21 protein-coding genes and 1 pseudogene are annotated in these 22,833 nt (G+C 66.9%); 7 read left to right on the forward strand and 15 right to left on the reverse strand.

The features are described from left to right. A partial coding sequence (locus tag ACWCQ1_RS45965; RefSeq protein ID WP_451029347.1) for an STM4015 family protein occupies positions 1-771 on the reverse strand: 771 nt, incomplete at its 3' end. A gap of 423 nt (positions 772-1,194) precedes the next feature. Here ACWCQ1_RS45965 and ACWCQ1_RS45970 point away from each other — a divergent pair. Beyond that, a complete protein-coding gene (locus ACWCQ1_RS45970; RefSeq protein ID WP_451029348.1) occupies positions 1,195-1,746 on the forward strand; it encodes a hypothetical protein in 552 nt (183 codons plus the stop codon). Here the strand turns inward: ACWCQ1_RS45970 and ACWCQ1_RS45975 are convergent. The 5 genes and pseudogenes from ACWCQ1_RS45975 to ACWCQ1_RS45995 all read right to left on the reverse strand — a co-directional run. Further along, a pseudogene (locus ACWCQ1_RS45975) lies at positions 1,703-2,134 on the reverse strand (transposase); the annotation flags it as partial. The gene ACWCQ1_RS45970 and the pseudogene ACWCQ1_RS45975 sit on opposite strands and share 44 nt — an antisense overlap. Positions 2,135-2,243: 109 nt before the next feature. Beyond that, positions 2,244-3,230, reverse strand: coding sequence for a tyrosine-type recombinase/integrase (locus ACWCQ1_RS45980; protein WP_451029349.1), 987 nt, complete (start codon positions 3,228-3,230; stop codon positions 2,244-2,246). Further along, positions 3,227-4,156: a tyrosine-type recombinase/integrase gene (locus ACWCQ1_RS45985; protein ID WP_451029350.1), complete on the reverse strand. Its 930-nt coding sequence runs from the start codon at positions 4,154-4,156 to the stop codon at positions 3,227-3,229. Before ACWCQ1_RS45985 ends, ACWCQ1_RS45980 begins: the two co-directional genes overlap by 4 nt. Next, complete coding sequence (locus tag ACWCQ1_RS45990) at positions 4,153-5,187, reverse strand: tyrosine-type recombinase/integrase (protein ID WP_451029351.1); 1,035 nt, start codon at positions 5,185-5,187, stop codon at positions 4,153-4,155. The genes ACWCQ1_RS45985 and ACWCQ1_RS45990 overlap by 4 nt, the downstream gene beginning before the upstream one ends. A 536-nt stretch (positions 5,188-5,723) precedes the next feature. Further along, entirely contained in the window at positions 5,724-6,266 is a 543-nt protein-coding gene (locus tag ACWCQ1_RS45995; RefSeq protein ID WP_451029352.1) for a hypothetical protein, read from the reverse strand. A gap of 186 nt (positions 6,267-6,452) precedes the next feature. Between ACWCQ1_RS45995 and ACWCQ1_RS46000 the strand changes: the two genes are divergently transcribed. Next, entirely contained in the window at positions 6,453-7,904 is a 1,452-nt protein-coding gene (locus tag ACWCQ1_RS46000; RefSeq protein ID WP_451029353.1) for a hypothetical protein, read from the forward strand. A gap of 434 nt (positions 7,905-8,338) precedes the next feature. Further along, the gene (locus tag ACWCQ1_RS46005) at positions 8,339-9,361 is read left to right on the forward strand and encodes a hypothetical protein (RefSeq protein WP_451029354.1); all 1,023 of its coding nucleotides are present in this window, start codon (positions 8,339-8,341) and stop codon (positions 9,359-9,361) included. 263 nt (positions 9,362-9,624) lie between these two features. Here ACWCQ1_RS46005 and ACWCQ1_RS46010 read toward each other — a convergent pair whose 3' ends face one another. Together ACWCQ1_RS46010 and ACWCQ1_RS46015 are read right to left on the reverse strand one after the other, a co-directional pair. Then, the gene (locus ACWCQ1_RS46010; protein ID WP_451029355.1) at positions 9,625-10,521 is read right to left on the reverse strand and encodes a helix-turn-helix domain-containing protein; all 897 of its coding nucleotides are present in this window, start codon (positions 10,519-10,521) and stop codon (positions 9,625-9,627) included. Position 10,522: 1 nt separating this feature from the next. Beyond that, positions 10,523-10,795: a hypothetical protein gene (locus ACWCQ1_RS46015; protein WP_451029356.1), complete on the reverse strand. Its 273-nt coding sequence runs from the start codon at positions 10,793-10,795 to the stop codon at positions 10,523-10,525. Positions 10,796-11,199: 404 nt separating this feature from the next. Here ACWCQ1_RS46015 and ACWCQ1_RS46020 point away from each other — a divergent pair, with 404 nt between their 5' ends. Further along, positions 11,200-12,126 carry a hypothetical protein gene (locus ACWCQ1_RS46020; RefSeq protein ID WP_451029357.1) on the forward strand — a complete coding sequence of 309 codons (927 nt, stop codon included), beginning with the start codon at positions 11,200-11,202 and terminating at the stop codon, positions 12,124-12,126. A gap of 328 nt (positions 12,127-12,454) precedes the next feature. Here the strand turns inward: ACWCQ1_RS46020 and ACWCQ1_RS46025 are convergent, their stop codons facing one another. From ACWCQ1_RS46025 to ACWCQ1_RS46045, 5 genes are all read right to left on the reverse strand, one after another. Next, on the reverse strand, positions 12,455-14,596 hold the full coding sequence (locus tag ACWCQ1_RS46025) for a hypothetical protein (RefSeq protein ID WP_451029358.1): 2,142 nt from the start codon (positions 14,594-14,596) through the stop codon (positions 12,455-12,457). Positions 14,597-14,867: 271 nt separating this feature from the next. Further along, complete coding sequence (locus ACWCQ1_RS46030; protein ID WP_451029359.1) at positions 14,868-15,284, reverse strand: hypothetical protein; 417 nt, start codon at positions 15,282-15,284, stop codon at positions 14,868-14,870. Positions 15,285-15,352: 68 nt separating this feature from the next. Beyond that, positions 15,353-15,661, reverse strand: a complete 309-nt coding sequence (locus ACWCQ1_RS46035) for a hypothetical protein (RefSeq protein WP_451029360.1) — start codon at positions 15,659-15,661, stop codon at positions 15,353-15,355. Positions 15,662-16,094: 433 nt separating this feature from the next. After that, complete coding sequence (locus ACWCQ1_RS46040; protein ID WP_451029361.1) at positions 16,095-17,912, reverse strand: hypothetical protein; 1,818 nt, start codon at positions 17,910-17,912, stop codon at positions 16,095-16,097. A 282-nt stretch (positions 17,913-18,194) separates the two neighbouring features. After that, entirely contained in the window at positions 18,195-18,347 is a 153-nt protein-coding gene (locus ACWCQ1_RS46045; protein WP_451029362.1) for a hypothetical protein, read from the reverse strand. Between the two features lie 909 nt (positions 18,348-19,256). On the opposite strand from ACWCQ1_RS46045, the gene ACWCQ1_RS46050 reads away from it, so the two are divergent. Beyond that, positions 19,257-20,042, forward strand: a complete 786-nt coding sequence (locus tag ACWCQ1_RS46050) for a hypothetical protein (RefSeq protein ID WP_451029363.1) — start codon at positions 19,257-19,259, stop codon at positions 20,040-20,042. A 174-nt stretch (positions 20,043-20,216) separates the two neighbouring features. On the opposite strand, the gene ACWCQ1_RS46055 is transcribed toward ACWCQ1_RS46050, so the two are convergent. After that, positions 20,217-20,633: a hypothetical protein gene (locus ACWCQ1_RS46055; protein ID WP_451029364.1), complete on the reverse strand. Its 417-nt coding sequence runs from the start codon at positions 20,631-20,633 to the stop codon at positions 20,217-20,219. A gap of 96 nt (positions 20,634-20,729) precedes the next feature. On the opposite strand from ACWCQ1_RS46055, the gene ku reads away from it, so the two are divergent. Continuing rightward, positions 20,730-21,677 (forward strand): non-homologous end joining protein Ku, encoded by a 948-nt coding sequence (gene ku / locus ACWCQ1_RS46060; RefSeq protein WP_451029365.1) that lies wholly within the window; start codon positions 20,730-20,732, stop codon positions 21,675-21,677. Positions 21,678-21,935: 258 nt separating this feature from the next. Here ku and ACWCQ1_RS46065 read toward each other — a convergent pair whose 3' ends face one another. Then, positions 21,936-22,106 (reverse strand): DUF6207 family protein, encoded by a 171-nt coding sequence (locus ACWCQ1_RS46065; RefSeq protein WP_358608789.1) that lies wholly within the window; start codon positions 22,104-22,106, stop codon positions 21,936-21,938. Between the two features lie 193 nt (positions 22,107-22,299). On the opposite strand from ACWCQ1_RS46065, the gene ACWCQ1_RS46070 reads away from it, so the two are divergent. Further along, positions 22,300-22,722, forward strand: a complete 423-nt coding sequence (locus ACWCQ1_RS46070) for a pyridoxamine 5'-phosphate oxidase family protein (protein WP_358608733.1) — start codon at positions 22,300-22,302, stop codon at positions 22,720-22,722. Positions 22,723-22,833 lie beyond the last annotated feature (111 nt).

The following is a 22,833-nucleotide window of genomic DNA, read 5'->3' on the forward strand; positions in this document are numbered from 1 at the left end:
CGTGCCGAGCGACAGGTCGAGCACGTCGAGGCTGGCGACGATGGGCGCGGCCCCCACAGCCGCCGCGACCTCGTCTTGCATCTCGCTGTTACGCAGGGCGAGGCTCCGCAGCCGCGGCAGCCGGTTCCCGGACAGGATCCCCGCGAGGTCGGCGATCTCGCCGTCGCCCCCGTCCTCGCGCGCCCCCAGCCACAGTTCGAGATGCTCCAGCGCGGGCAGCTCGCTCTCGCCCACCCCGCGCAGGACGTGGCCGCGCAGCCCCGCGCTCTCGACGACGAGCCTGCGTAGCGCGTCGTGGCGTATGCGGGGGAACCTGAGCGGGTGCAGCCCTTTCATGTCGTAGGACTCGCCGGCCCGGACCGAGAACTCCTCCAGGGCCGGATAGCTCGCGAGCAGCGGCGTGACGTCGGTCTGGCCGATCCGGGAGATCCGGCACTCCTCGTCGGTGATGTCGCCGAAATAGAGGGATCGCAGCCCGGTCAGCCGGTCCTGCGCGCCCAGGAACGCCTCCATGACCTCGACGGGTTCGGTGTCCTCCGGGTCTCCCCAGATGCCGATGATCAGCGCGCGGATGCGCGCGCTGTCCACGGCCGCGCACAGCCGCTCGAAGGTGTCCTCCCACAGCTCGCCGGAAGTCCATCGCTCGTATCCGATCCGCCAGGCCACGGCGTCGGCCTCGGGCAGCACGACGCCGGCCGCGTCCCGCTCCTCGGGGAACGTGAAGGCGGGGAGTCCGTAGAGCTCGGTGAGGTGGTTGTCCTTGGTCCGCACGTGCCTGCCTGCTCCCGCCATACGAGGTATCCCGCGCGTCCAGCGCCCTTGATCTGCATGGCAGTTCTACCAGCCGCAAGTGACAACGCCGAGGCCCACCCTTCCGGGGCGCCGGTCGCCCCCTGGGGCTCTACGGTGTCGGCTTCGAGCCGCGCGTGCAGGCACGCGAGCAGGATGCCCACCGGCGCCAGCGGCAAGGATCGCGGCATGCGGGTGCGGCTGCGCTGAACCAGAACTGTCAGCCTGTCACCGTCACCAGCACGGTCGGGCCTGTGCTCGTCTGGAAGGACTCTGACCCGAAAGCAAGGTGAGTAGCTGTTGTCTTTCCGGACTTGAGGACTGCGTTTCCGCTGGTCGGGCATAGGGTCGGTGATCCCGTGGGAGTTGTGGCCTGTCGTGCTGTCGCTCTCCGGGAGGTCGTGGATGCCGTCGGTGGTCGGGCTGTTGGAACAGCGTGAACTGGGTGCTCGCCGTCGTGTGAACGAACTGCGGGAGGCAGCCGACCGCATCCAGGCCGAGTTGGCCGTGGCCGAGCGGGAATGGAAGGAGTGGGCCATCGCCTGCTCGCGGGTCGGCGAGGTGCTGGCCCCCGTAGACGAGAGCGGGCAGGACCACGCCCCGGCCGAAGAGACCGTGCCGGCCGCCGAGGAGCAGACCGGAAGGACGTCGCAGGTGCCGACCGCGGCGAAGTCGAAGTCGCGGGTGCCGGTGTGGTGTGAGGGGCTGGCCTGGTCGGTGCTGTCGGTGGACTACCAGCGCATCCTCACGGCGCTCGCGGACCGGGACCGGCTCCGTCAAGGGCCGTTGACCTGCCAAGAGATGGCCGCGGCGTTCGGCATGGACGTGGTGCCGGCGCGGGTGGAGGCACTGCGGTCGAAGGCGAAACGCCTGGTCGCGCGGGGTTGGCTGGCCGAACGGCAGCCGGGCCGGTTCACCCTCGCTGCGGGTGTGGCCGGGCCAGGCGGCGGGTCATGAGCAGGGTCATCGACCAGTAGATCATCGCCTCCGCGCTGGTGGTGCGCCGCTCGAAGTCGCGCACTAGGCGGCGGCTTCGCATCAGGTGGGCGAAGAGGCGCTCGACGATCCACCGCTTGGGCAGCACCACGAAGCCGCGCATGTCGTCGCTGCGTTTGACGATCGCCAGGACCAGGGCGAACGTGGCCAGGCAGTACTCGACGAGGCTGCCGGTGTAACCGCCGTCGGCCCAGACCAGTTCGAGGCGGTGGTGGGCGCCTGCGACCTGCTTGAGCAGGACCTGGGCCGCTGTGCGGTCGCCGACATCCGCGGCGGTGACCATCACACCCAGCAGCAGGCCGAGGGTGTCGACCAGGACGTGCCGTTTGCGGCCGTTGATGAGCTTTCCTTTATCCCGGTGCCGGGATAAAGGGAATTATCTGGGGGCGTCGGTTATGGCGGGTCGGGCCGATCGGAGCTGGTGGATGGCGGTGTGTAGGGGCTGAGGCCGGCGATAACTACAGGTTCTCCAGGAAGGTGAGCAGGCTGTCGGTTGGCCGATAGCGTTTGGCGGCGGTGTCGCGGGGTGCGGTGCGGGCCAGGGCACGTTCCTTCATCGCCAGGTCGGCGTGCAGGTAGACGTCGGTGGCCTTGGTGCTCGCGTGTCCGAGCCAGAGCGCGATGGTGGAGGTGTCGACGCCGGCAGTCAGCAATGCCATGGCCGCCGTGTGGCGAAGAGTGTGCGGGGTGACGTTCTTGCTGGCCAGGGCCGGGCATCGCTTCGTGGCAGCGGGCAGGTACTTGCGGAGGAGGTCGGCAACGGCATCGCGGCTGAGGTGTCCGCCGACGCGGTTGGGGAACAGCGGGGCGTCCGGGGCTGCGTTGCGGGCGGTGATCCATCGCTGGAGCAGGCGGGCGGTGGGTTTCGTCAGCGGGGTGCAGCGCTGTTTGCGGCCCTTGCCGGTGCAGCGCAGGTGGGCGCCGGTGCCGAGTTCGGCGTCGGCGCAGGTGAGTGCGGTCAGCTCCGAGACGCGCAGTCCGCTTTGTGTCGCGACCAGCAGCAGGAGGTGTTCCCGTCGCCCCAGGAGGGTCGACTGGTCCGGGACCGCCAGCAGCGCCCCGGTCTCCTCGTGGCTGAGGAAGCACACGAGTGTGCAGTCGCGGCGCTTTTGCGGGATCGCCAGGACGCGCTGGATCAGCAGGGCGTGTTCCGGGCAGCGGTAGGCGGCATAGGCGAACAGCGAGTGGATCGCGGCCAGTCTGGCATTTCGGGTGGTCACGCTGTTGTTCCGGTCGTGTTCGAGATGGTCCAGGAAGCCGCCGACGAACACGGCGTCGATCTCGGTAAGCTCCAGCGCCGACGGCGGGCGGCCGAGTTGCCGGCGGGCGTACTCCAGCAGGAGGCGGAACGTGTCGCGGTAAGCCGCGACGGTGTGGGCACTGACCCGGCGCTGGGCCAGCCGTTCGGTGAAGAAGCCCTGCATGACAGAGGCCAGAGTGGTCACGGTGATTCCTTCCAGGTCCGGTCGAGGCGTTCGGCCGCGGCTGTCATCAGCTGCGGGCAGGCGTGCAGGTACCAGTAGGTGGTTGCCGGGCTGACGTGTCCGAGGTAGGTGGACAGTGCCGGGAGCCGGTGGGCGACGTCGGCGTCGGCGGCGTACCAGTTCACCAAGGTGGTGACGGCGAACGTGTGGCGCAGGTCGTAGAGGCGGGGCTTGGCCGCGCCGGCCGGGGCGTTGATGGCGGCGGTCTTCAGCAGGCGGGTGAAGGTCTTGCTGGCGTTGGTGTGGTTGAGCCGGGTGCCGGCTCCGGAGAGGAAGAACGCCTCGGTGGACGGGCGTGGACACAACTCGTCGCGTCGGCGCTGGTAGTCGGCGAGTTGCTCGACGGTGGTGGGGTGCAGTGGGACCAGCCGGGACTTGCCGAACTTGGTTCCCCGCACCAGCAGGACGCCGCGGTCCAGGTCCAGGTCGGACCGGTCCAGTCCCATCGCCTCTCCGGTGCGGATCCCGCTCGCGGCCATGAGCCCGATGAAGGACCCGAACGTCGCCGCGCGAAGGGGGTGGGCCAGGTGCCGGGCCGCGTGGATCAGCGCGGTGATCTCCGCCTGCGAATACAGATACGGCGGCGTCGTTCGACCGGCGTCACGGGGCAGCAGGCCCGGCGGCGGGATCTGGGTGAGTTCATCGAAAGTCGCCAGGAAGCGGGCGAACTCGCGGACCACCGTCAGCCGGGCCGCCCACCAGGCCGGATCGGCTCCGTCCGGCAGAACGGCCCACTCCAGTGCGGCCTGGACCGTCAGGTGCGAGTCCTCGCGCTCCTCCAGGAAGCCGACGAACTGGCCGAGCATCCGGCCCTCGACCTTGAGTTTGTAGCCCAAGTTCCGGCGGATCGTCAGATAGCGTTCGGCGTGGTCCCGGATGCCGTTCACCGCTCGCTCGCCGTCGGCCAGGGACGCACGACCGGTGCCAGCGCCGCCATGTCGACCTTGGCATAGATCGCCGTGGTGTCCTCGCTGTGGTGACGCAGCAGTTGCGTGACCTCGCCGAGGGTTCCGCCGCCGGCCAGCACCTGGCAGGCGGCGCGGTGTCGCAGTTGGTGCGCGGCGACGACAGGTATGCCGGCGCGGCGTGAAGCGCAGCGCGGCACCATGACCACGGACTGCCGTGCCATTGGCGCGTCCGGGCCGACGGTGCGCAGGAACACCTCGCGGAACACGGACGGCCTCCGGCCGTGCCGCAGCCAGTCGGCCAGCCCGGCGCCGACATCCGCGGGCAGCGGCATCCGGTCGACCCGTCCGCCCTTTCCCCGGACCACCAGTTCGCCGCCGCGCCAGTCCAGATCCTCCAGACACAGCCGGGACACCTCGACCGCCCGCAGGCCCAGCCGTGCCATCAACAGCAGAACCGCGAAGTCCCGCCGCCCCACTACGGTGGTCCGATTGCAGCTTCCCAGCAGGACCGGCACCACGTCCGTGCCGGCCGGCAGCCGGCTCAGCCGCCATCCAGCGACCGACGGCACCGCCGCGGCCAAGTCCCGGTCAACGGCCGAGGTCACGAACAGGAACCGCAGCAGTGTCCGAAGACTCGACGTCACCCCCTTCATCGATCCGGTGGCGTACTGCTTCGAGGTATCCAGGACGAAGCCGACCACCGACTCGGGGCTCAGCAGGTCCAGCCGAAGCTGGCCCTCGACGAGCTGTGCGGTCAGGAACCTGCGGGCGACGTCGACACGTCCGCGGACCGTACCCTCGCCGAGCCGCCGCTCACGCAGCAGATAGCTGCGGTACTCCTCCAGCACACCCTCGACCGGGCTTTCGACCGTGCCGTGCTCCTGCGGCGGGATGGCACCAGCGTCCCGCAGAAAGCCGAGCATCAGCCGCAACGACCGGTCCGTCAGCCACCGTCGGTGCCCGGCGTCCCGCCGTGCCTGCACGAACTCCCCGACCCGCTCGGCGGTCAACTGCCCTGGATCCAGCCCTTCACGTTCCAGCCACCGACTCAGGTCCGCCAGTATGTATGCGCGATCCTCGGAGGACCGCGGCGTGAACCCGTGCTGCATCAACTCCAACCGGAACGGATGAACCAACAGGGCCAGCGGCCCCGACACTCGCACCGGATACCGACCATCTGTCGCTGCCCTGACCATGAGCGTGCCTCCTTCGAGAACCTCTTCGAAGGAGACCGCGCAAGGCCGCCGTTATGACATCCCTGTTCCGAATTCGCCAACGTCAGCCAGCCATAGCCACCCGAACTCGCCATAACCGACGCCCCCATATAATTGCCGCCGTCGAAGCCCCGGCTGTCCGAGCCGACGACGGCGTCCGCTTTGACGGACTGCGAGTCGATCACTGCGGCCGTCGGCTGCGCGTCCCGTCCCAGCTCCTCGCGGACCATCGCACGCAACCGGTCGTGGAACTCCTTGACCAGGCCATGGTCGCGCCAGCGGCGGAAGAATGCGTAGATGCGGTCCCACGGCGTTCTGTGGAATCAGCTTTGTCAACTTCCTGCTGGTTTGCCCTGCCTGACGTCGACGATCGGCAGCAGGGTCGCGGTGGCGGGAACACCGATCTGACGCGGAGTGGGACCCGCTGGCGTGGGGACGTCGGTGAGTCGCTCCAGTAGCTGGTCGAGGGCCGCCTGGCCGTCGTCGACGGCAGCGCGTTCGTCGTCGGTCAGGGGGATGGCGGCGAGCATCTTCTGCAGGTTCTCCTTGGCCTCCAGGAGCTGGCCCTTGCTGGAGGCCTTCGGGGTGTAGAAGTCGCAGCGTGCGCAGGCCATGCGGTGCTGGCACTGCTCGAAGAACGTGTAGGTGCACCAGCCGTGGCCGAGGTCGTAGTACTGCCAGGGGTCGCCGTTCGCGGCGGCTCCGGACGCGACGGCGTCGCGGTCGACGAGGACTTCGACGGTGCGGACGTTGCGGGCGAAGTAGCCGGCGTCGTTGTAGGCCCGGGCGAGGGTGTTCGGGGTGATCTTCGCGTAGTGGGCGGTGGCTTCGGGAGTCCGGTGTCCGAGCCATTCCTGCACTTCGAACAGGGTCATCGGCAATTACCTCACGGATGACAGTTATCGAGAAAGAGCAGGTCAGAACCCACGCAGGCTCCTTCCCCTGCCGCTCGGCGTGCTGGCGTGTCCCCGCGCGGCAAGGCTGCCGACCCCGTACCACCGGCGCGAGTAGGGCTGTGTTCTGCTGGCGGCGGTGTCGCACCGGGCCGCTACGGTTCGGCTATGGCCGCGCACACCTCGTCTCCCAACGGGCTCGTCCCCGTACACATCGCTGTCCACGACCCCGCCCCGATGGAAAAGCCCGGTCCACAGACCAACGACTACGTACGCGACCGCTACGCGGCCTCGGCCAAGTACGCGGGCATCTCCTGGACCAAGCATGGGGCCGAGCCGCGCTGGCTCGACACGGACACCAGCACCTGCGCCGCCGCCATCAACCCGAGCCACTTCTCAAATCGCGGCGCCAACGAGTTCAACAGGTTCCTATCCGGGGCGGCCTCGCGCGGCGAGCCCGCGCTCATCATCGCCACGATGGGCACGGCGGACGATGACGAGGACCGCGGGTGGTCGGTCTTCGGCCGGCCCGGCGGCCGCGTGGACTTCCGCAACTTCGCCGGCGCGATCGTCGGCGAGCGGCTGCTCGCGGAGGCGGAAGTCTCCCTGGCCCCCGGCCTGGACGCGGCCGACCGCGACCTAGGACTGAGACTGCTCAACCGCCCCGCCGATGCACCTTGGTGGGCGATGACCTTGCAGGCGAGCGCCTTGGAAGGCCCGCGCGGAACGACGGTTCGCGAGCCCGAGGGCGAACTGGTGCCGATCCTCGTCGACAGCCTGGACAAGCCCGTCGTCGCACGCTGGACGTCCGGCGACGGGCAGCAGATCTGGTACGTGATCCCTGACGGGGTCGACTGGAACCAGGTGGTCGACTGGCTCGTCCAGCGCGCCCTTCCCGAGCACGTACCGGCCGCACTGCGCCGCGTCCGTGCACGCCACCATGTCGATCCCGCCCTGGAGACACCCGCGGAGACGCAAGCACGCAGCGCCCGCGAAGAGTTGGAGCGCCGCTACCTGGAGGACAAAGCCCGCCTGGAGGGCGAACTGAAGCGGGCGCGACAGGAGGCCGAACCCATGCGGTCCGGTCTGCTGTACGGCAGCGCCAAGGAGCTGGAAGACGCCGTGGCCGTGGTACTGCGTGCAGCCGGCTTCGCCGTCACTGATCTGGACGAAGAATTGGGCGGCCCCCTGTCCGCCGACCTGCTCGCCGTACTGAACGGGTCCACCTGCCTGGTCGAGGTGAAGGCCGCCGCGGGGAACGCGGGGGAGAAACTGATCTCGCAGCTTCAACGCCATCTGGAGAAATGGCCGCAACTCCGGCCCGGTCAGCCCGTCACCTGCGCTGCCTTGATCGTCAACCACCAGCATCGCCTCGACCCCACCGAACGCCCGGCTGAGGTGTATCAGCGTAGGGTCCTCGACGCGCTCCCGTTTCCCGTGATCGCCTCCGGCGACCTGTTCCGCTGGTGGCGCACGCAGAACTGGCCGGCCGTGCAGGCCGCTGTGCTCGGCCAGGCCCACTCAGGAGGAGAACAGGACACGCCCTCTGCCGGAGGGCGCGAGACCCCGGCGGTCGGCCGCAGGCGGTGGCTTCCCTGGGCTAAAGGCGGAACCGCATAGCGGGCGCGGTCCCCAGTTCGCCAGCGACGCGAGGCGCGCTGCTGTTCCCGCCGCAGCCGTCACAGATCGTCCCTCCACCCGGGCGGCCCGCTGTCACCGCGCCGCCGGCGGATGGCGGCGCCCATCCAGGCCGGCAGAGGCCCGCTGTAGTCCACCGCCACCAGCGGCACAATCCGACTGGGCATCGCCTTTCAACGGCGTTCACCGATAGCAATGACGGCGGCGAGGATGGCGGCAGGCGCGGCCACCGCGGCGACGCCGGCAGGCATGACGCCCGAGATAATCGGTCTTGTCGAACGTCGGTTGCTGTCGGGGGAGTCCTGCTTCTGACGGTTGCGGACGCGGTCCACCGGCACCGGGACGGTCGACCTGATCCCACCGGCGGCTTGCCCACCCCCGGTCACCGGCCGGGCGAGATCGAGGAGATCGGCACGATGACCAACGACACTTCCCAGTCCTCCGCTTCCCGCCCGGTGCTCCAGCGGTGGCTCACCGGCGCTTCGCCCACTCACCCCGTACGGGTCATGGAAGCCGCCGCAAGGACGAACCCGGCTGTCCTCGTCGGGCTGGACGCCCTGGAGACGATGGCGGCCGCACTCGACGCCACGGCCGCCGGCGATCCTCGCTGGCGCAGGAAGATCGCGGAGTTCGGGCAGCTGACCTCAATGGGGCAACTTCTCGAGATGCGGGCCGAGTTCGCGCTCGCCCTCGCCCTCGCCGATGCTGGGATCGCCTACGAGCTCGGGGACACCAAGATTGTGAACCCCGACTTCCTGCTTACCAGGTCCGGCGCCATCTGGGCCGGGGTCGAGGTCACAGCCCGGGCACCGCAGAGCATCAACGAACTCGTCGAGCGCGTGGAGGCGGCCAACGGCGGCCGGTTCGACGTGGATCTGGCCTTCGACCGCTATCCCAGCCGTCTGCAGCCAGAAGTCGCCGACCAGGCCGCGGCGGTCGTGCGCACCCAGGCCGATGCCCTCGGCACGGGCAGCCCGGCCGTAGCCGAGGTCATCCGGGTCGAGGACCCGAAGAACGCGGGACCTGTGGAGATAACTGTCCAGGTCTGTCCGGGAAACGGCGCGGTGGGCTGGGAAGTCACCGCCGGGATACTTGACGGCCCGCTGGGCGCGGCCGAGTACGCCGCGTTCGAAGCCGGCCGCGGCGCGCAGAAGGCGGCCCAGGGCCGCTCCCTGGACGGTGCGCCGGTGCTCCTCGCGGTCGACGTCTCCCGCTACGGTGCAGCGTGGATGCGTCCCGGCGGCGTGTGGGCCGCGCGACTCGCCGCCTGTGAGTACTTCACGCCCGACTACCCCTTTGCCGGGCTGGCCGTCATGCGCCAGAGCCTGGACCAGCTGGGCCTGATCGACATCGGCGTCGGTCTCTCACCCCATCTGACCGCAGCCGACCGGCAGGTCCTTGAGGACCTGTGCACCACTCTCGGCTGGCCTTGCGCATAGCCGGCCGCGTCTTCGGCCCTGCCGCCGCGGCCGCAGAGTTGTCCGCCTGATTTTCATCCAGCCCTGTCCGCGCCTGGTTGATCAGGGACGAGGCCAGCTCCTTGGCCAGCGGCACGGTCCGCAATGCCCTGCTGTCACAGTTCTCCCCAGACGCTTCTTCCTGCTTCCAGCCCTGGCTTCGCCGAGCCGTGCAGCGCTGACATGCTGCTGGGAACCGCTGCGCTGAGACCGGCTGGTGCGAGGTGACTGGCCGACCCCGCGCGTCAGGCGGGTTCGCTGCGGTCGATCATCGCGCGCAGCTTCTCGCGCAGGTCGACATCCGTCTGGGAAGGCGGCTGGGCCGCTGCCTCGGCCTCCCAGGCGGCGAGCTCTGCCGCATCCGGCCACTGGTAGTCGGACGCTGAGGAGTTGAGGTGGCCGAGGCCGAGGAGTTCGTAGTCGTCCGGCTCCTTCAGCTGTCCGGTTCTCCGTTTGATCTCCTCGTCGTGCTCCATCCGCGTGAGTGCACGGTCGGCGGCCTCGCAGGAGGTGAGAGCAGCCGGCTCATCGCGTACGACGGGGGGAGGCGGCTGTCCCCAGGCGCGCCGCGCGGGGACGTCGGCGAAGAGACGGCGATGGGCCTCCAGCCAGTTCCGCCTGTGGGCGGCAGGCACGGTCAGGGCTTCCATGAAGGCGGTGAACAGCTTCTCGGTGGGAGGGATCTGTCTGTGCAGGACGAGGTGGAGGGTCGAGTGCGGCAACCGTCTCCGGCCGTCCTCGGCGCTGCCCGCCGTCTTCTCGAGCTGGTGCAGCGGCGGATACCCGCCCTCGATCCGCAGGAAGATCATCGCCTCGACGAACTCGGCAGGCGAGCTGACCATCATCGGGCCCAGCTTCCGCGCACCCGGCAGGATCTCCTCCGCCTTCGCGGCGTACCAGATCCGTGCCAGGTCATCCTCCTTGCGGTCGCAGGCGCGGGCGATGGCCTTCACGGTCGCCAGCAGGGGCACGCCCTTTCCTGCCAGGGCACGGCGTACGACGCTCTGCGAGATCTTGCTGTCCTTCGCGAGCGTCTCAAAGGTCTCGCCCGAGGCCTCTTTGGCGTCGCGCAGCCGCTGGACGAGAGTCCGCAGCGCAGGGGGCGTGCTGACCGGGACGGGGCTGAGCGGCCGGCCGGCCATCTCAGAGCACCCTGCCGAACAGGTGGTCCACGTTCATACGCAGCCCCGGCCGGGCACGCGCGAGCCGCCCGGCGCCCGCGCCCGCCAGCACACTCAGCACGGCGGGCACCTCGTGGCCGGTCGCGGCCAGCATGGTGACGGCCAGGACGACGATGACGATGACGACGGCGTCACGGGCCGGGAGGCGGTCGGCGCGCGGGTCCGCGATGCCGCACTCGGCGGCCACCGCGACGTCCGCACCGGCCGTGGCCAGACGGGCGGAGAAGACGAACATGGTGCTCCTTGAATTGATAGTGCAACAGATACGGCTCGGCCCACGGCTGTTGCGGGCGAGCTACCCGCGGGCCTTGGCGAGGCCTCGATCGTGGCACCTGCCCAGCCCGGCGGGCCAGGCCGATCAACCCCATTCCGGCACCTGTGTCCACACGGACGTACCCCTCTCATAGGATGCCTTCATCTCTCATCACCACAGGTCACACCCGCTGAGGTCACGGAATTCCGCCTCTTTATCCAATTCGGCGGGCCCGAAACGGCAGCACCCTCCCGTCTGCTCGTACCAGCACGGGCGACGTCGGTGAGCCCGGTCCGTGACGTCGCCACGCCGTCGCCGGCAGCGGTGGAGCGCGACGCCTTCGGGGCCGGCCAGGCGTGTCAGTGGTGGAGGGCACAATGGCGCGTATGGCTCCCAAACCGCACTACTTGCCCGCAGCTTTGATCGGCGGCTTCGGCATGCCGGAGACGGGCCAGACGGTCCGCGGCCTCCGGCACGCGAAAGTGTGCGTGCGCCGGCGGAAGGAGCCGAAGAAGGTGTTCGGGCCGTTGAAGGCGGAGAACATCGCCTACCAGTACGGGCTCTACGACGTGTACACCCCGACCAGCGATCTGCCGGCCGACTTCGCCGAGACCATCTGGCAGGAGTACGAGGGAGCTCTGCCCGCCGCGATCCGCGCCCTTGAGCAGGACAGCTTCACCACGGACGACTGGATGACCATCCTGCTGCACATCCAGGCACAGGCCATCCGACACCCCGACTACGACCGTGTCGCCGTCGCCTACATCCAGGAAGACGGCGTGCCCGCCCCGGAACATGACCACGTGCAACGCCAGCGGCAGACCACGTTCCGAGAGACACGCCAGTGGATGGCCAACGCACGCTACGCCCTCATACGCCGCGGCACAGCCGCGCCTCGGTTCGTCCTCAACGACAAGGGCTACGTCCCCATGCACGACACGATCCTCGACCTCAAGGGCGTACTCTTCCCCCTCTCCGGACAGATCGCCGTGCTCATGGTCGTGGGCGCCGCGCAGCCGACCGACGACTACGAGGCCGGCCCGCTCGCCGAGCGGATCCTCAACGCCAAAGGCACGGACCTGGTGAACCAGGCCGCCTGGACGGTCAGCGAGATCACCTGCGTGATGGGCCACCCCGGCGATGCCGACTACCTGCTGCAGCTACCGGAGACAGGCTCCACTCTGCGCCTTCCGCGACTCGGCCCGTATCGCGGCAACCGAGAACCCAGCTACTTCCATTGGGCGTCGGCCGGTACCCGAGTGCCGCTACCGCGAGAAGGCCAGGACTTCCGATGGGGCGCGCGTTCCCGATGACCTTGGTGGAGCACCGGATTCCAGCAGCCTCCACCCGCAAGCACGGCTGTACGCGAACCCACCCTTGCCTTCTTAGACCACGTCGCTGCCCGGCTCTCACCCGGCCGGAGACCGTTTGCGCAGCGTACAGATCCACCTCTCCATGAAGTCGGCTGCGCCCGTCTCGTCGCCCGGGATCCGGAAGAGGACGGGGCTGGCGGACAGGGACACAGTCATGCCGGGCCCGGAGGCCAGCGGCCCCATTGCGGAACCGCGAAGAACATAACGGGGACGCCAGCCGTCGGTCACGCCCGACCAGGACACCTCAGCAAGATCCAGTTCCGAGCCCTCAGGACTGCGAGCGGTTCGGGTGAGATGGCCAATTCGCAAGATGATCCTGAAGTTCGCGATGCCGAAATTCCCAGGCAGCCCCTGCTACACGTAGGATGTCCAACCGATAACAGCTATCCAGGAATCTCCCCAGCCGCCAGGGAAGTTTGCCACGCGTGCACAGCAAGAATGCGAAATACCGGATGGACACCTGACCCCATTCGTTCTCGAACCCAATGACCGGGACAACCACGGTTCCAACTACTAGCCCGGCTGTAGGCCCTACTGCGAAGCCGACCAGAAGCCCCGTTAAAATTCCGAAGGCCAGGCCGAAGACAAGTGCGGTGATGCAGTCACCGCGCACCAACGCACGAGGATCTGTGACGGGCTTGCTTTGTGGGGCGAGGAGCCAGGAGGTGAGGCCGGTGGCAACTCCAACCCAGATACCACCAGAAAGGCCGAAAACTAGACCGGCTGAAAATCCGCCCTTGAGTCCGCCACCCAGCTCAAACGTAAGACCACCTAAGAAGCCGAGGGCGCCGAATACCAAGCCAATCAAAAGCGAAGACAAGCAGCCGGCCCCAAGGCCGGCAAGCAGTCTAAGCCCACCGGTTCGAGGGCTAAGTCGACGAACTTCGATCCGATGCGCCTGCGGCCACGCCTTGTTCAGAAATGAAGCTGCGACTGCTACTACCCAAACAACTACAGTCCAAGGATGCGTCGCAGTGCCAAGCCACACCATGACAGCGCCGAATACGAGGACCAAGAGTAGAGCTAGCACTCGTGAGATCCAGCGGACACGTCCCGCACCTGCAAGAGGCCACAGCTCATGCAGGACAATCTCGCTACCACTCAGCCGACGGTCCCAAACCTTGCGCTGCAGTCTTCTGTTTGTATTCAGGTAATCCGCGATTTGGGCCAGCTGACCCCAGGTAGTTGCCGCGTCCAAGCGCGGCAACCTAGGCTCGCCGCGTCTGCCCCTATAAACCTCGATGTCTTCTCTAGCGTGATGAGGTGCGGCCACTGCGGCATCGATGTACCGATCGAGAAGGTACCTATGGAGACGACCGCTGATAGCGAGTGTGATGAGGGCGGCCGGGTCGCGGAGGTACAAGCCTCCCTTCTGCTCTTCAAAAACAGTGACCGCCAACATCAGACGCCATGGGGTTTCGAGTGCGCTAGCAACGGAATGAGCTCTGGCAGCGCCGCCGGGCGCCTTTTGAACTGGATCACCTGCAGCTATCTGCAACGCTTTGAGGACCGGACCCCAGCGCCTCCGCCCCACCGCAGTGGCCGCTACACGATGCTCCAGAAATCGACGAGCAAGCTCGGGACTGATTCGGTTCAAGGTGATGTGAGCGTCGGCCCGAAACGAGGTCCCGGAATCGACCAAAGCTTGATAGAAGTCATGGCGACAGGTAACCACTGCCGGGCGCAACTCACCACCTGTCTCGAATCGTTGGAGAGCGCGAAGCAGCGCCGCTGCACGTCCGTTGTAGCCAGGAAGAATGCCGGACTCCAGCTCGTCCAAGCCATCGATGACTGGAAGAACAAGGCCTGCTTCGACGATGAGTTCGGAGTCTCCTCGTCCAAGGCCATACACATCATGAAGTCGATCCTTGATCCAAATGCTAATCTCTTGCCCACGCCAGGAGGGGGCAGGTAGCCATACTGGTACAAGACCCGTGGATTTGTGATTTCGGGCGAGATCGAGAACCAATGATAAGGCCAGAACGGTTTTTCCTGTACCTGCATCTTGGCTGCCTGGCTGGTGGGCATCTGCCGCACCAGAAGGGTGACCACCAGCCAAGCCAGTGATGATTACCCTGATGGGTCGTGTTTGGAGATAAATCTCGCTGATGTCCTCTAGTCCCCGTTCAATTCGCGTACCAGCTTGATGTGTGACGGTCTGACTGAAAGAGAGGTTGATACGACCCCTCGGAGCTTCATGGCCGCTGCCTAGTAGTTGGCGGTATTGAACTCCGTCAACCCTTTCAACATTGAGCGCTAGATCATCTGCTACTTCCTGAGCTGTGCGTTGAAGGCGCAGCATCCGCAACGTGCCATAAAGCGTGTACCCCGCAAAGATCGCGACAGGTGGAGTAAACGCAAATGTCAGTAGAGCAACGGGACCCTCTTGACTTCCTTCTTTCAGGGTCACCGCTACCCATACCCAGGCAAAGAGACATAGCGCAATACTGAAGACCGCTGCGAGTAGTCTGATCAACCCATCAGGCCCTTCACTCGTCCCCGGTAAGTTAATGTGACAGACGGCGGCAGCGCCTTCAATACTTATCTCCGCCTCCAACTCAAACTATAGATTGCAGTGAATGCCGGAGCACGGCGCGGTCCCTGTTTGGCTTACGGTTTGGCTTACGCGTCGGCTGGCCTTCGCATCTCAATGCTGAAACATCGCGTTCAGGCGTCAATGGTCAGGCATGGAGAGCCCAAGAAGCCCCCAGGGCCTCCACCTCCGCGTTGTGACGATTGAGCCAGCGGACGCTGCCGCCGAGCTGGTCCATGTCCTTCTTCGCGATCGTGTCGGTGGTGCACCCCGTCTTCAGATCGCACACCGCCTGCCGCGCCGCCGAGAGCGCCCACAGGTTGTCCGGGCCCGTGCCGTACAGCTTCTCCGGGCGCGTGCTGACGAACCCGAGATGCTCGCCCAGCTTCTGCCACGCCTGTTCGGCGTCGTCGGTGCGGTCCTCGTCACCCCACCCCACGTCCTCGAACAGCGCCTGCACCGCGAGCCGGAGGCTGACGCCGTCGCTGTACTGGGCCGCCAGGAACTGGGCGGCGGCGCGAGCCTGCGCCACGGCCGCCCGGATCTGTACCGGCGCGGCGTCCACGGGGTGCAGGACGAACGGGTTGTCGTTCAGCGCCCCGGCTAGGCGGCCGGCGATGTCCCGGCTCAGCTTCAGCTGCGCCTAGGTCGCGGGGGAGAACAGGGCCAGGTGGGGGCTTCGTGGATGGCCGTGGCGAGCTTGGCGGCCAGCAGCAGGACCGCGCAGTAGTCCTCGCCGTCGCGCACACCACGGCCCATGCCCTGCTCGATTCGCTGGACCTCCCTGGCCAGGCGGACCGTGCTGTCGGCCAGCGCGACGGCCTCGCGCCGCTCCACCCCGTCCAGGGGTCGGATCAGTCGCTGGGCGTCCGGTTGCTCGTCGGTGTCGACAGTGCCGTGAAACGGCCAGGCACTCCGCCGGCGTACGGCCGCGCCCGTCACGTGAAGCGCGGCGGGCCAGTCGCGCGGTGACCGGCCTGGACGGCGTGAGGTCTGCCCCGCCCCGCTGCCGGGCGTGAGGAGGTCGCGTTTCGGCTCGCGCTGCCGCCCCCGCGGCGACGCTGGGTTGGGATGCCAGCTGCGGAGTGTACGGGCCCGCGGAGCCGGGCGGGATTGCGCAAGGGGCATGGCTGCCCGTGCGATCCCGTCTCCTGAGCGCGCCCGGGACAAGACGTCGGCTCCGACGGCGCGGCGTCAGGACGACTGGGATGTGTCGTGCGGAATCGGCTTCAAACGCGGTCGGCTTGGCCCCGCGGTCCGGCGACGCTAGGGCTGCAGATCAGCGAGTCGGCGATGATCGATGTCGGGATTGGCGCTGATCTGTGGGTGGCCGAAGCCGCAACCGGGCACCGCGCGGACGCTTTTCTGCGAGCCCTTACGCATTTGGCTTGCGGATGATTCCCGTGAAGCCAGCGACGAACAGCGTGAGGAAGGCCCAGCCCAGAGCTTGCAGCAACAGCGCCCCCAGGTACACGGCTTGTGCAGGTTTGGCCCTAGTTAGTTCACAGTTGCCGTAGACGGAGAACCTGAGTAGAGGCACGGTCCGGTTGAGAGCCTCTCCCAAGCTCTCGACGACGCCGCAATGGATGCTTCCATGCTTTGCAGAGTGGACCAGCACCCCAAAGGTTGCCGCTACAACCATGACCACCCAGGAAATGGCCAGCACGCAGACAAGGCCGGCTAGAGCGCGGCCAGAGCGATAGCCGTAGCGCACGGTCATACCGGACACCCGATGTCCTACCCTCGCCCACCAACCGGACAAGGTGGCGTGAAGGGCGTCCTGCTGGGCGATGAGGACCCTCTTGGCCTGCTCCTCATCTCCGTCGGCCCCGAGTGCTTCTGCCAGTTGCCGGTACGGCTGAGGGACATAGTGTGGCATGCATGTCTGCAGTACCTTCAGCCACGTTTCGGGACGCGGCTTCTTAAACTTGGCGGCGTACGTGAAACCATTGAGGAGAAGCCTCGGCCTGTGCTCATTTGGCTGGTCAAAGGCGTCTTGCCAGAAAGGCTCATGGAACAAGGAAAGCTGTCCGTCGACCTTGGCGTGTTGCAGGTCCAGAAGCTCACGTTGCTCACCGACTGCAGTCACAGCCCCATTCACTGTCAGGTCGCCGGCGATGTGGGCTCCGGGGAAGCGAAGCGTCGCGCGCTTGCCGCTGCCCTTGGCTGTCAGGTCAGCCAGGAAGACGTCACTCTCGACCCGAATTCGGTCCGCGCGTAGGGCAGGGCCATCTCGATTGGTCAGCGTAGCTCCCACCGTTCGGGCTCCCCGGACCGAAAGCCTGCCCCGGCATTGGACATTGACCAGTCGAACTGTGCCAAGCTCCCCATGCCCCGCGGCATTGAGTCCCCCGACCACAATATTGCCGTCCACGTGGAGTCCGTCAGCCGCCAGGCAAGGGCCCAACTCGTTTCCCAGGATGGCTTTCACGAGATTGAGCTCACCAGTGATGCGAGCATTCAGTAGCCGAACGGCACCGTCCTCGGTATGCGCGGTAGCCTTTAGTTGGTTCAGCATTATTGGTGCATTGACAGCAAGGCCATCAGCCTGTACAGCAGGACCATCATAGTTTTCGATCTTGGCACTGCTCATGGATAGCTGGCCGACGATGTGGGCTTCCGGTAGCCGTACGGCACCTCCCTTGCTGTGGCCGGTAGCCACCAGGTTGTCCAGGACAAGCATTTCTCCGACCCCGAGGTTGTCGGCGTGCAGCGCTGGGCCAGCATGGTTGGAAATGACCGCATGCCGCGCAGATAGCTGTCCGGCGATTCTGGCTCCCTGCAACCGCACAGCACCATCTTTGCTGTGCCCGGTGACTGTCACGTCATCCAATGAGAAGTCGCTGTTGACCCGGAGACCGTCAGCACGCAGACCAGGCATATTGGATCCTCGAAAGGACAAACTGGACATGCTCGCACGTTCAAGGATGACGAACTCGTCAAAATGACAGTCCATCAAGTGGAGGGGAAGTTCAAAGCGTACGTCGCTGAGGTCGAGTTGGCCGATAATTCGCGCCCCTCGCAAGCGAACCCCCCGCGGATCGAGGATTCCGCCTGAACGGCCGAGCAAGAGGGATCGGATGCAGGATGCCGACACGTTTTTGAGGCCCCTGTGTCGTGCGGCAAACCGCTTCTTGGGGCGCATGTCCAGGATGGAGCCAGACTTGGCAGATTTGATCAGATCGTTGCGCACACACCTAAGCTACAGATTCGGCGTTGCAGTACTCGGTCGACACATCGAACGATGGGCCATCAAGGGACTTTGTGTTGTTGCACTTAGCTCTCGCCACCATATGGGCGACAGCCTGGCCCAGCTGCTCGTCATTTTCACGTCTCGGGTAAGCCGTCGGCCATCCGCGGCCGCCTGATCTTCGGCCAGAGCCTCCACCAGGCCTGCTCCAGTTGGGCTTTCTCCCACAACAGCGTCTACCCACAGCAGGTGCGCCGCCGTGGATGCTGTCAGGCCATGGCGTCGCTACTCGCACTTGGTGATGGCCTCCTCCACACCCAGCGCCACCACCTCGAGGTCGAGCGCTTCACGTTGCTGATAGACGTTGCGCCCTGATGCTGCGTCAAGCGTTGCCACGTTGCGGCCGCCCTGGCCGGCCTTCTCGTCATCCCAGGTCAAGGGCCTGCGGGCGCGTAGTTCGCTGCTGACCTCCCCTCTACTGCCGCTGCTCCCAAGCCGAATGAGAGACGAGGGGGGCGGGCTTAGCGGCGCGGCGGCATTGGGGATCGAGGCCGAGCGTCAGGATTACGTGTTGGCGGAAGCCTCCGCGCTCGGGTGCTGACGCGTCCTGCGGGTGATCATGGCTGTGGGCGCGTCGGTTGGGCTGTGGCTAAGGGATGCCGGGAACAGCGCGAGAGCGTACTTTTGTCCGAAGGAATCAGCTGGAATTCAGGCAGACTTGAGTGGATTTCATGCATCGTTATTTGAAAGGGATTTGAAGAGTCCTGTTCAAGCTGGCCTCTGGAATAGCAACGAGGGAAGTAGAAGGGATTACTGATGTGCCATGAATCCGACCGGGCGAACCGTCGGGATTCATTCGAAGTCGTATTTTAGTATCCATTGGAAATAGAAGAGTTGATGGGAAGTCAGTCCGGAATGCCGGGGAGAGGGATTCGAGGAACTCGGTATTTGTAGTAGGGGTGGTTTTCTTGAGCGGATGTAAGGTTCTCTCAAGTTTTTCAGAACGGCGCCACCCCGTCCGTCTACGCGCGCTTGCCGTGAATTCGGGGAGCGAATTCACGGCTGAAATTGCGGAGCAATTCAGCCGTCACGGAGTGACGGCTAGTCAACTCCCTTGCGGAGCAAGGGAGTTGCCGTCGCGTAGCGACGGCGCGTCGTGTCTGCGGAGCAGACCGTGCGGACCGCGGAGTGGACCGACCCCGAGACGGGTGAGCTCCGCCCCGAGATCGTGCAGCGGGCTGGCGCCCTCGCGGGGATCTCCAAGAGCGGCCGCAAGATCAGCTGGTTCGGCTGGGTCTTCTGGGCAATGGACGCCACCCCGAGAGCACGGTGCGGCTTAGGGCGGCGGTGGCCGACGCCTTCGAGCGGCCGTTCCGGAGGGCGGGGATCGACTTCAGTCAGATCCCGCAAGGTGACTCCGACCAGGCCTTCGAAGCCCGCCGGGAGATGGCATCCAGGATGCTCATGGACCGGCGCAGTCCCCGCCAGGACCTCGACGGGTTCCTGCGTACGGGCGCGGCCAGCGCCGAGCTCGAGCTGCCACCGTCCCGGTCGGTGTCCAGTATCTTCCACCCGGCCTTGATGGACCCGGGCGCCCGGATGCTGATCGGCGGTATCGAAGACGTCGGGTTCGATGAGATGGCAGACGCGTGGGCGGCGGCCACGCCCGGCAACCCCGAGATGATCGAGCACATCCGTGCCGCCCAGCGCGACGCCGCCCTCGCCGGTGAAAACATGTTCGCCCAATTCCCCCTGGCGCACGGCTTGCCCGGCCTGATCCGCGCCGTGCAGGAGGCCGAAGGCCCGCGGCTGTGCACGGCGGTGCTCGCCTGCACCAGGGCGAGCACCGCTCTGACCATGGTGCTGCCGCACGTGGCGAACGCGCCTGAGCTCCTACGGACCCTGATGGCGGACGAGATGTGGGACCAGTGGGTTGGCGTAGGCTTCGCGCCGGTCCTCGGGATCGGCGGCGAAGTTGCGGTCGCTATGAGCGTCGTCCAGCATCTCCTCATGCCCGAATGGGCAGAGGGGCTGGAGCGCTACCAGGCCCTTCTGGACACGTTGTTGGCCGGGCCGCCGCCGAGTGAAGACCCGACGGCCGGGGGCTCGCCGGCTCTCTTGGGGTGCAGTTAACGAGCGCGACGATGGAGGCTGAGTCAGGCCGCCGTGGAGCCGCCGATGAGGACGGCGACGCGGGGGCCTCCCAGCCGCAGGCTGACCACGGTCGGCATGCCCCCGACCGGCCTCTGGCCATGGCAGGTCAGGGACCGGTCGAACGCCCTTTAGTGACGTCGCCGCATGGCTTGGTCATACGCCGGGTGCTTTCACTACGACGACCTCTCCGGCTTGGCCGACCGTCAGCGACACGCGCTCCTGCTTGTTGGAGGCGATCAGCACGAGCCACACGATGCCCCACAGCAGGCACGTGAACACGGTCAGGATGGCGTGCAGCACGTGGTTGACCGGCTCGCCGCGCGCCATCACTGCTTGAGCCGGCGACCGCGATTCCAGGCGCCAGCCCCTGGCGACGTACTCGTTGACCGTCCAATCCAGGATGAGCGCCCGCTGCTCTGCATTGAGCGGTATCCCCGGCGGCACATCGAACAACTCTCGTGGTGGTGAGGGCGGCGGCGCATGGAGATCGCCCCACCCTTGCCAGTCAGGGCGTCCTGGCACGGTGATCACCCCACTCTCCATTACCCGGCCGAGCTGCGGGCTGGCCACGACACCAGCGTGCGACCCGAGGCGCTCGCGCGCATGCGGGGCAGCAGTGGCACTCGTAGGCTGATGCTGCTCGGGGCTCGTTTGCGGAGGTCAACCATGCCTCGAACCATTTGGTCAGGTGCTATCAGCTTTGGTCTCGTGACGGTGCCGATCCATGTTGTGAGCGCTACCGAGGACCACTCGGTGCGTTTCCACCAGTACCACCTTGCGGACATGGGGCGGGTGCGGGTGAAGAAGATTTGCGAGCTGGAGGACCGTGAGGTCGGCAACGCGGAGATCGGCAAGGGCTACGAGTACGCGAAGGATCAGTTCGTCCCGATCAGCGATGCCGAGCTGAGCAATCTGCCGCTGCCCACGGCGAAGGCGATCGAGATCGCCGCGTTCGTGCCGCTGGAGTCGGTCGACCCGATCCAGATCGGTGAGGGCTACTACCTCACACCCGACGGTGCGGTGGCGGCGAAGCCGTACAAGCTGCTGGTGCAGGCGTTGGGTCGGTCGTCGAAGGTTGCGGTCGCCAAGTACGCGTGGAGTGGGCGCGAGCGCCTCGGTCTGGTGCGGGCGCTGGAGGGTGCGCTGGTGTTGCACGCGATGCGCTGGCCGGACGAGATCCGGGACCCGTCGGAGATCTTCCCGCCGCCGGTGGAGGTGGACGAGGACGAGATCGAGAGCGCCCTGGCGCTGATGGACACCATGGCGCGCGAGGACCTGGCGGGGGAGGAGTTCCAGGACACCTACACCGAGGCCCTGGCGAAGGTGATCGAGGCGAAGCGGGAGCACCAGCCGCTGCCCGAGGCCCCCACGGAGCCGGAGCAGCCGGGGCAGGTGCTGGATTTGATGTCCGCCCTGCAGGAGTCGGTGGACAAGGCGCGCTCCTCCCGCGGCGAGGCCGCCGACGCCGACGTCCACGACCTGTCCCGGGCCAAGAAGAGCACGGCGAGGAAGACGCCGGCCAAGAAGACCGCGGCCAAGACCGCCAAGAAGACGACCACCGCCAAGAAGAGCGCGGCGAAGAAGACCGCCGGCCGCAAGCCGCGCAGCGCCTGACCCCGCACGGCCCTCGGGCGGCCGGGCGGGAATGCCTGGCGGGCCGGGGCTGTTGTGGAGGGCGTGGGAGTGGAGGTGACTGTGTCCCCGGGCCTCACCTATTGCATGCAGGGACGATCGTTCGGCTGAAGCCCTGCATTGCCTTTCGCCGCGTAGGCGACCGCCCTTCACCTCCACAGCACGTACGTGGCCCCGAGCCCTCGGCTCGGGGCCACAGTGTTGTCCCGGCGAGTGAGGGCCGGCGGCCCGGGGCCCGGGCTACGCGTCGGGGTGCTGGCGCACGTCCAGGAAGCAGCGCAGCCGGACACCCGGCTCGCCGGGCTCACGGACCGTGCGGTCGGCCGGTGCGATCGCGCACCGCACGGCGAGCATCTCCTGGACGGCGAAAGCGGTCGCGTCATCGGCGGCCGCGATCTCCACCACGGCCAGTCCCGGCTTCGTTGATCGGTCTCACACACGCACTACGAGTCGGCGACGGTGAAGGTTCTGCGATCCGGTGGGCTTCATCCGACCGGGCACTGTCAGTGCGAGGGCCGAACGGCCCCTGGTCCCTGCCAGCACGAGCAGGCATCCTCGGCCTTCTCTGGTGCATGCCACAACGCGAGCCGCCTCAGGACCTGTCATGACGAACGCGTCACCCCTCTATGCTGCGGCCCGGATGATCGAGCTGGGCCGGCGGGAGTGCCTGGCGCTGCTGGCGAGCGTCCCGATGGGCCGTGTGGGCTTCACCCAGCAGGCGCTGCCGGTGATCCGTCCGGTCAACCATCTGGTCGACGGCGACACCATCGTGATGCGCACCCATACCGGCTCGGCGCTCCTGAGAACCACGGCCGTCGCCGACGTCGTGGTGTACGAGGCCGATGACCTTGACCCCCACACCCGTACCGGCTGGAGCGTCATGGTCACCGGCCCGGCCGCACAGATCACCGCACCGGCCGACGTGGCCCGCTACCGGGACCTCCTCATCCCCTGGATCGAGGGGGACATGGACCACATCGTCGCCCTCTCCGCCGAGCTGGTCACCGGCTACCGCCTCGAGCGCTGAGGATCCGTCTTCGGCCGCATGGTTGGGCGCTTCGCCGGCCTGACCCGCGGGGCCTGGTTCAGGAAGGGCGGTCAGGCGCGGGTGCTGGTGTGCCGCACGCCCGGTCCCCAC

This window comes from Streptomyces sp. NPDC002144, from assembly GCF_053593695.1.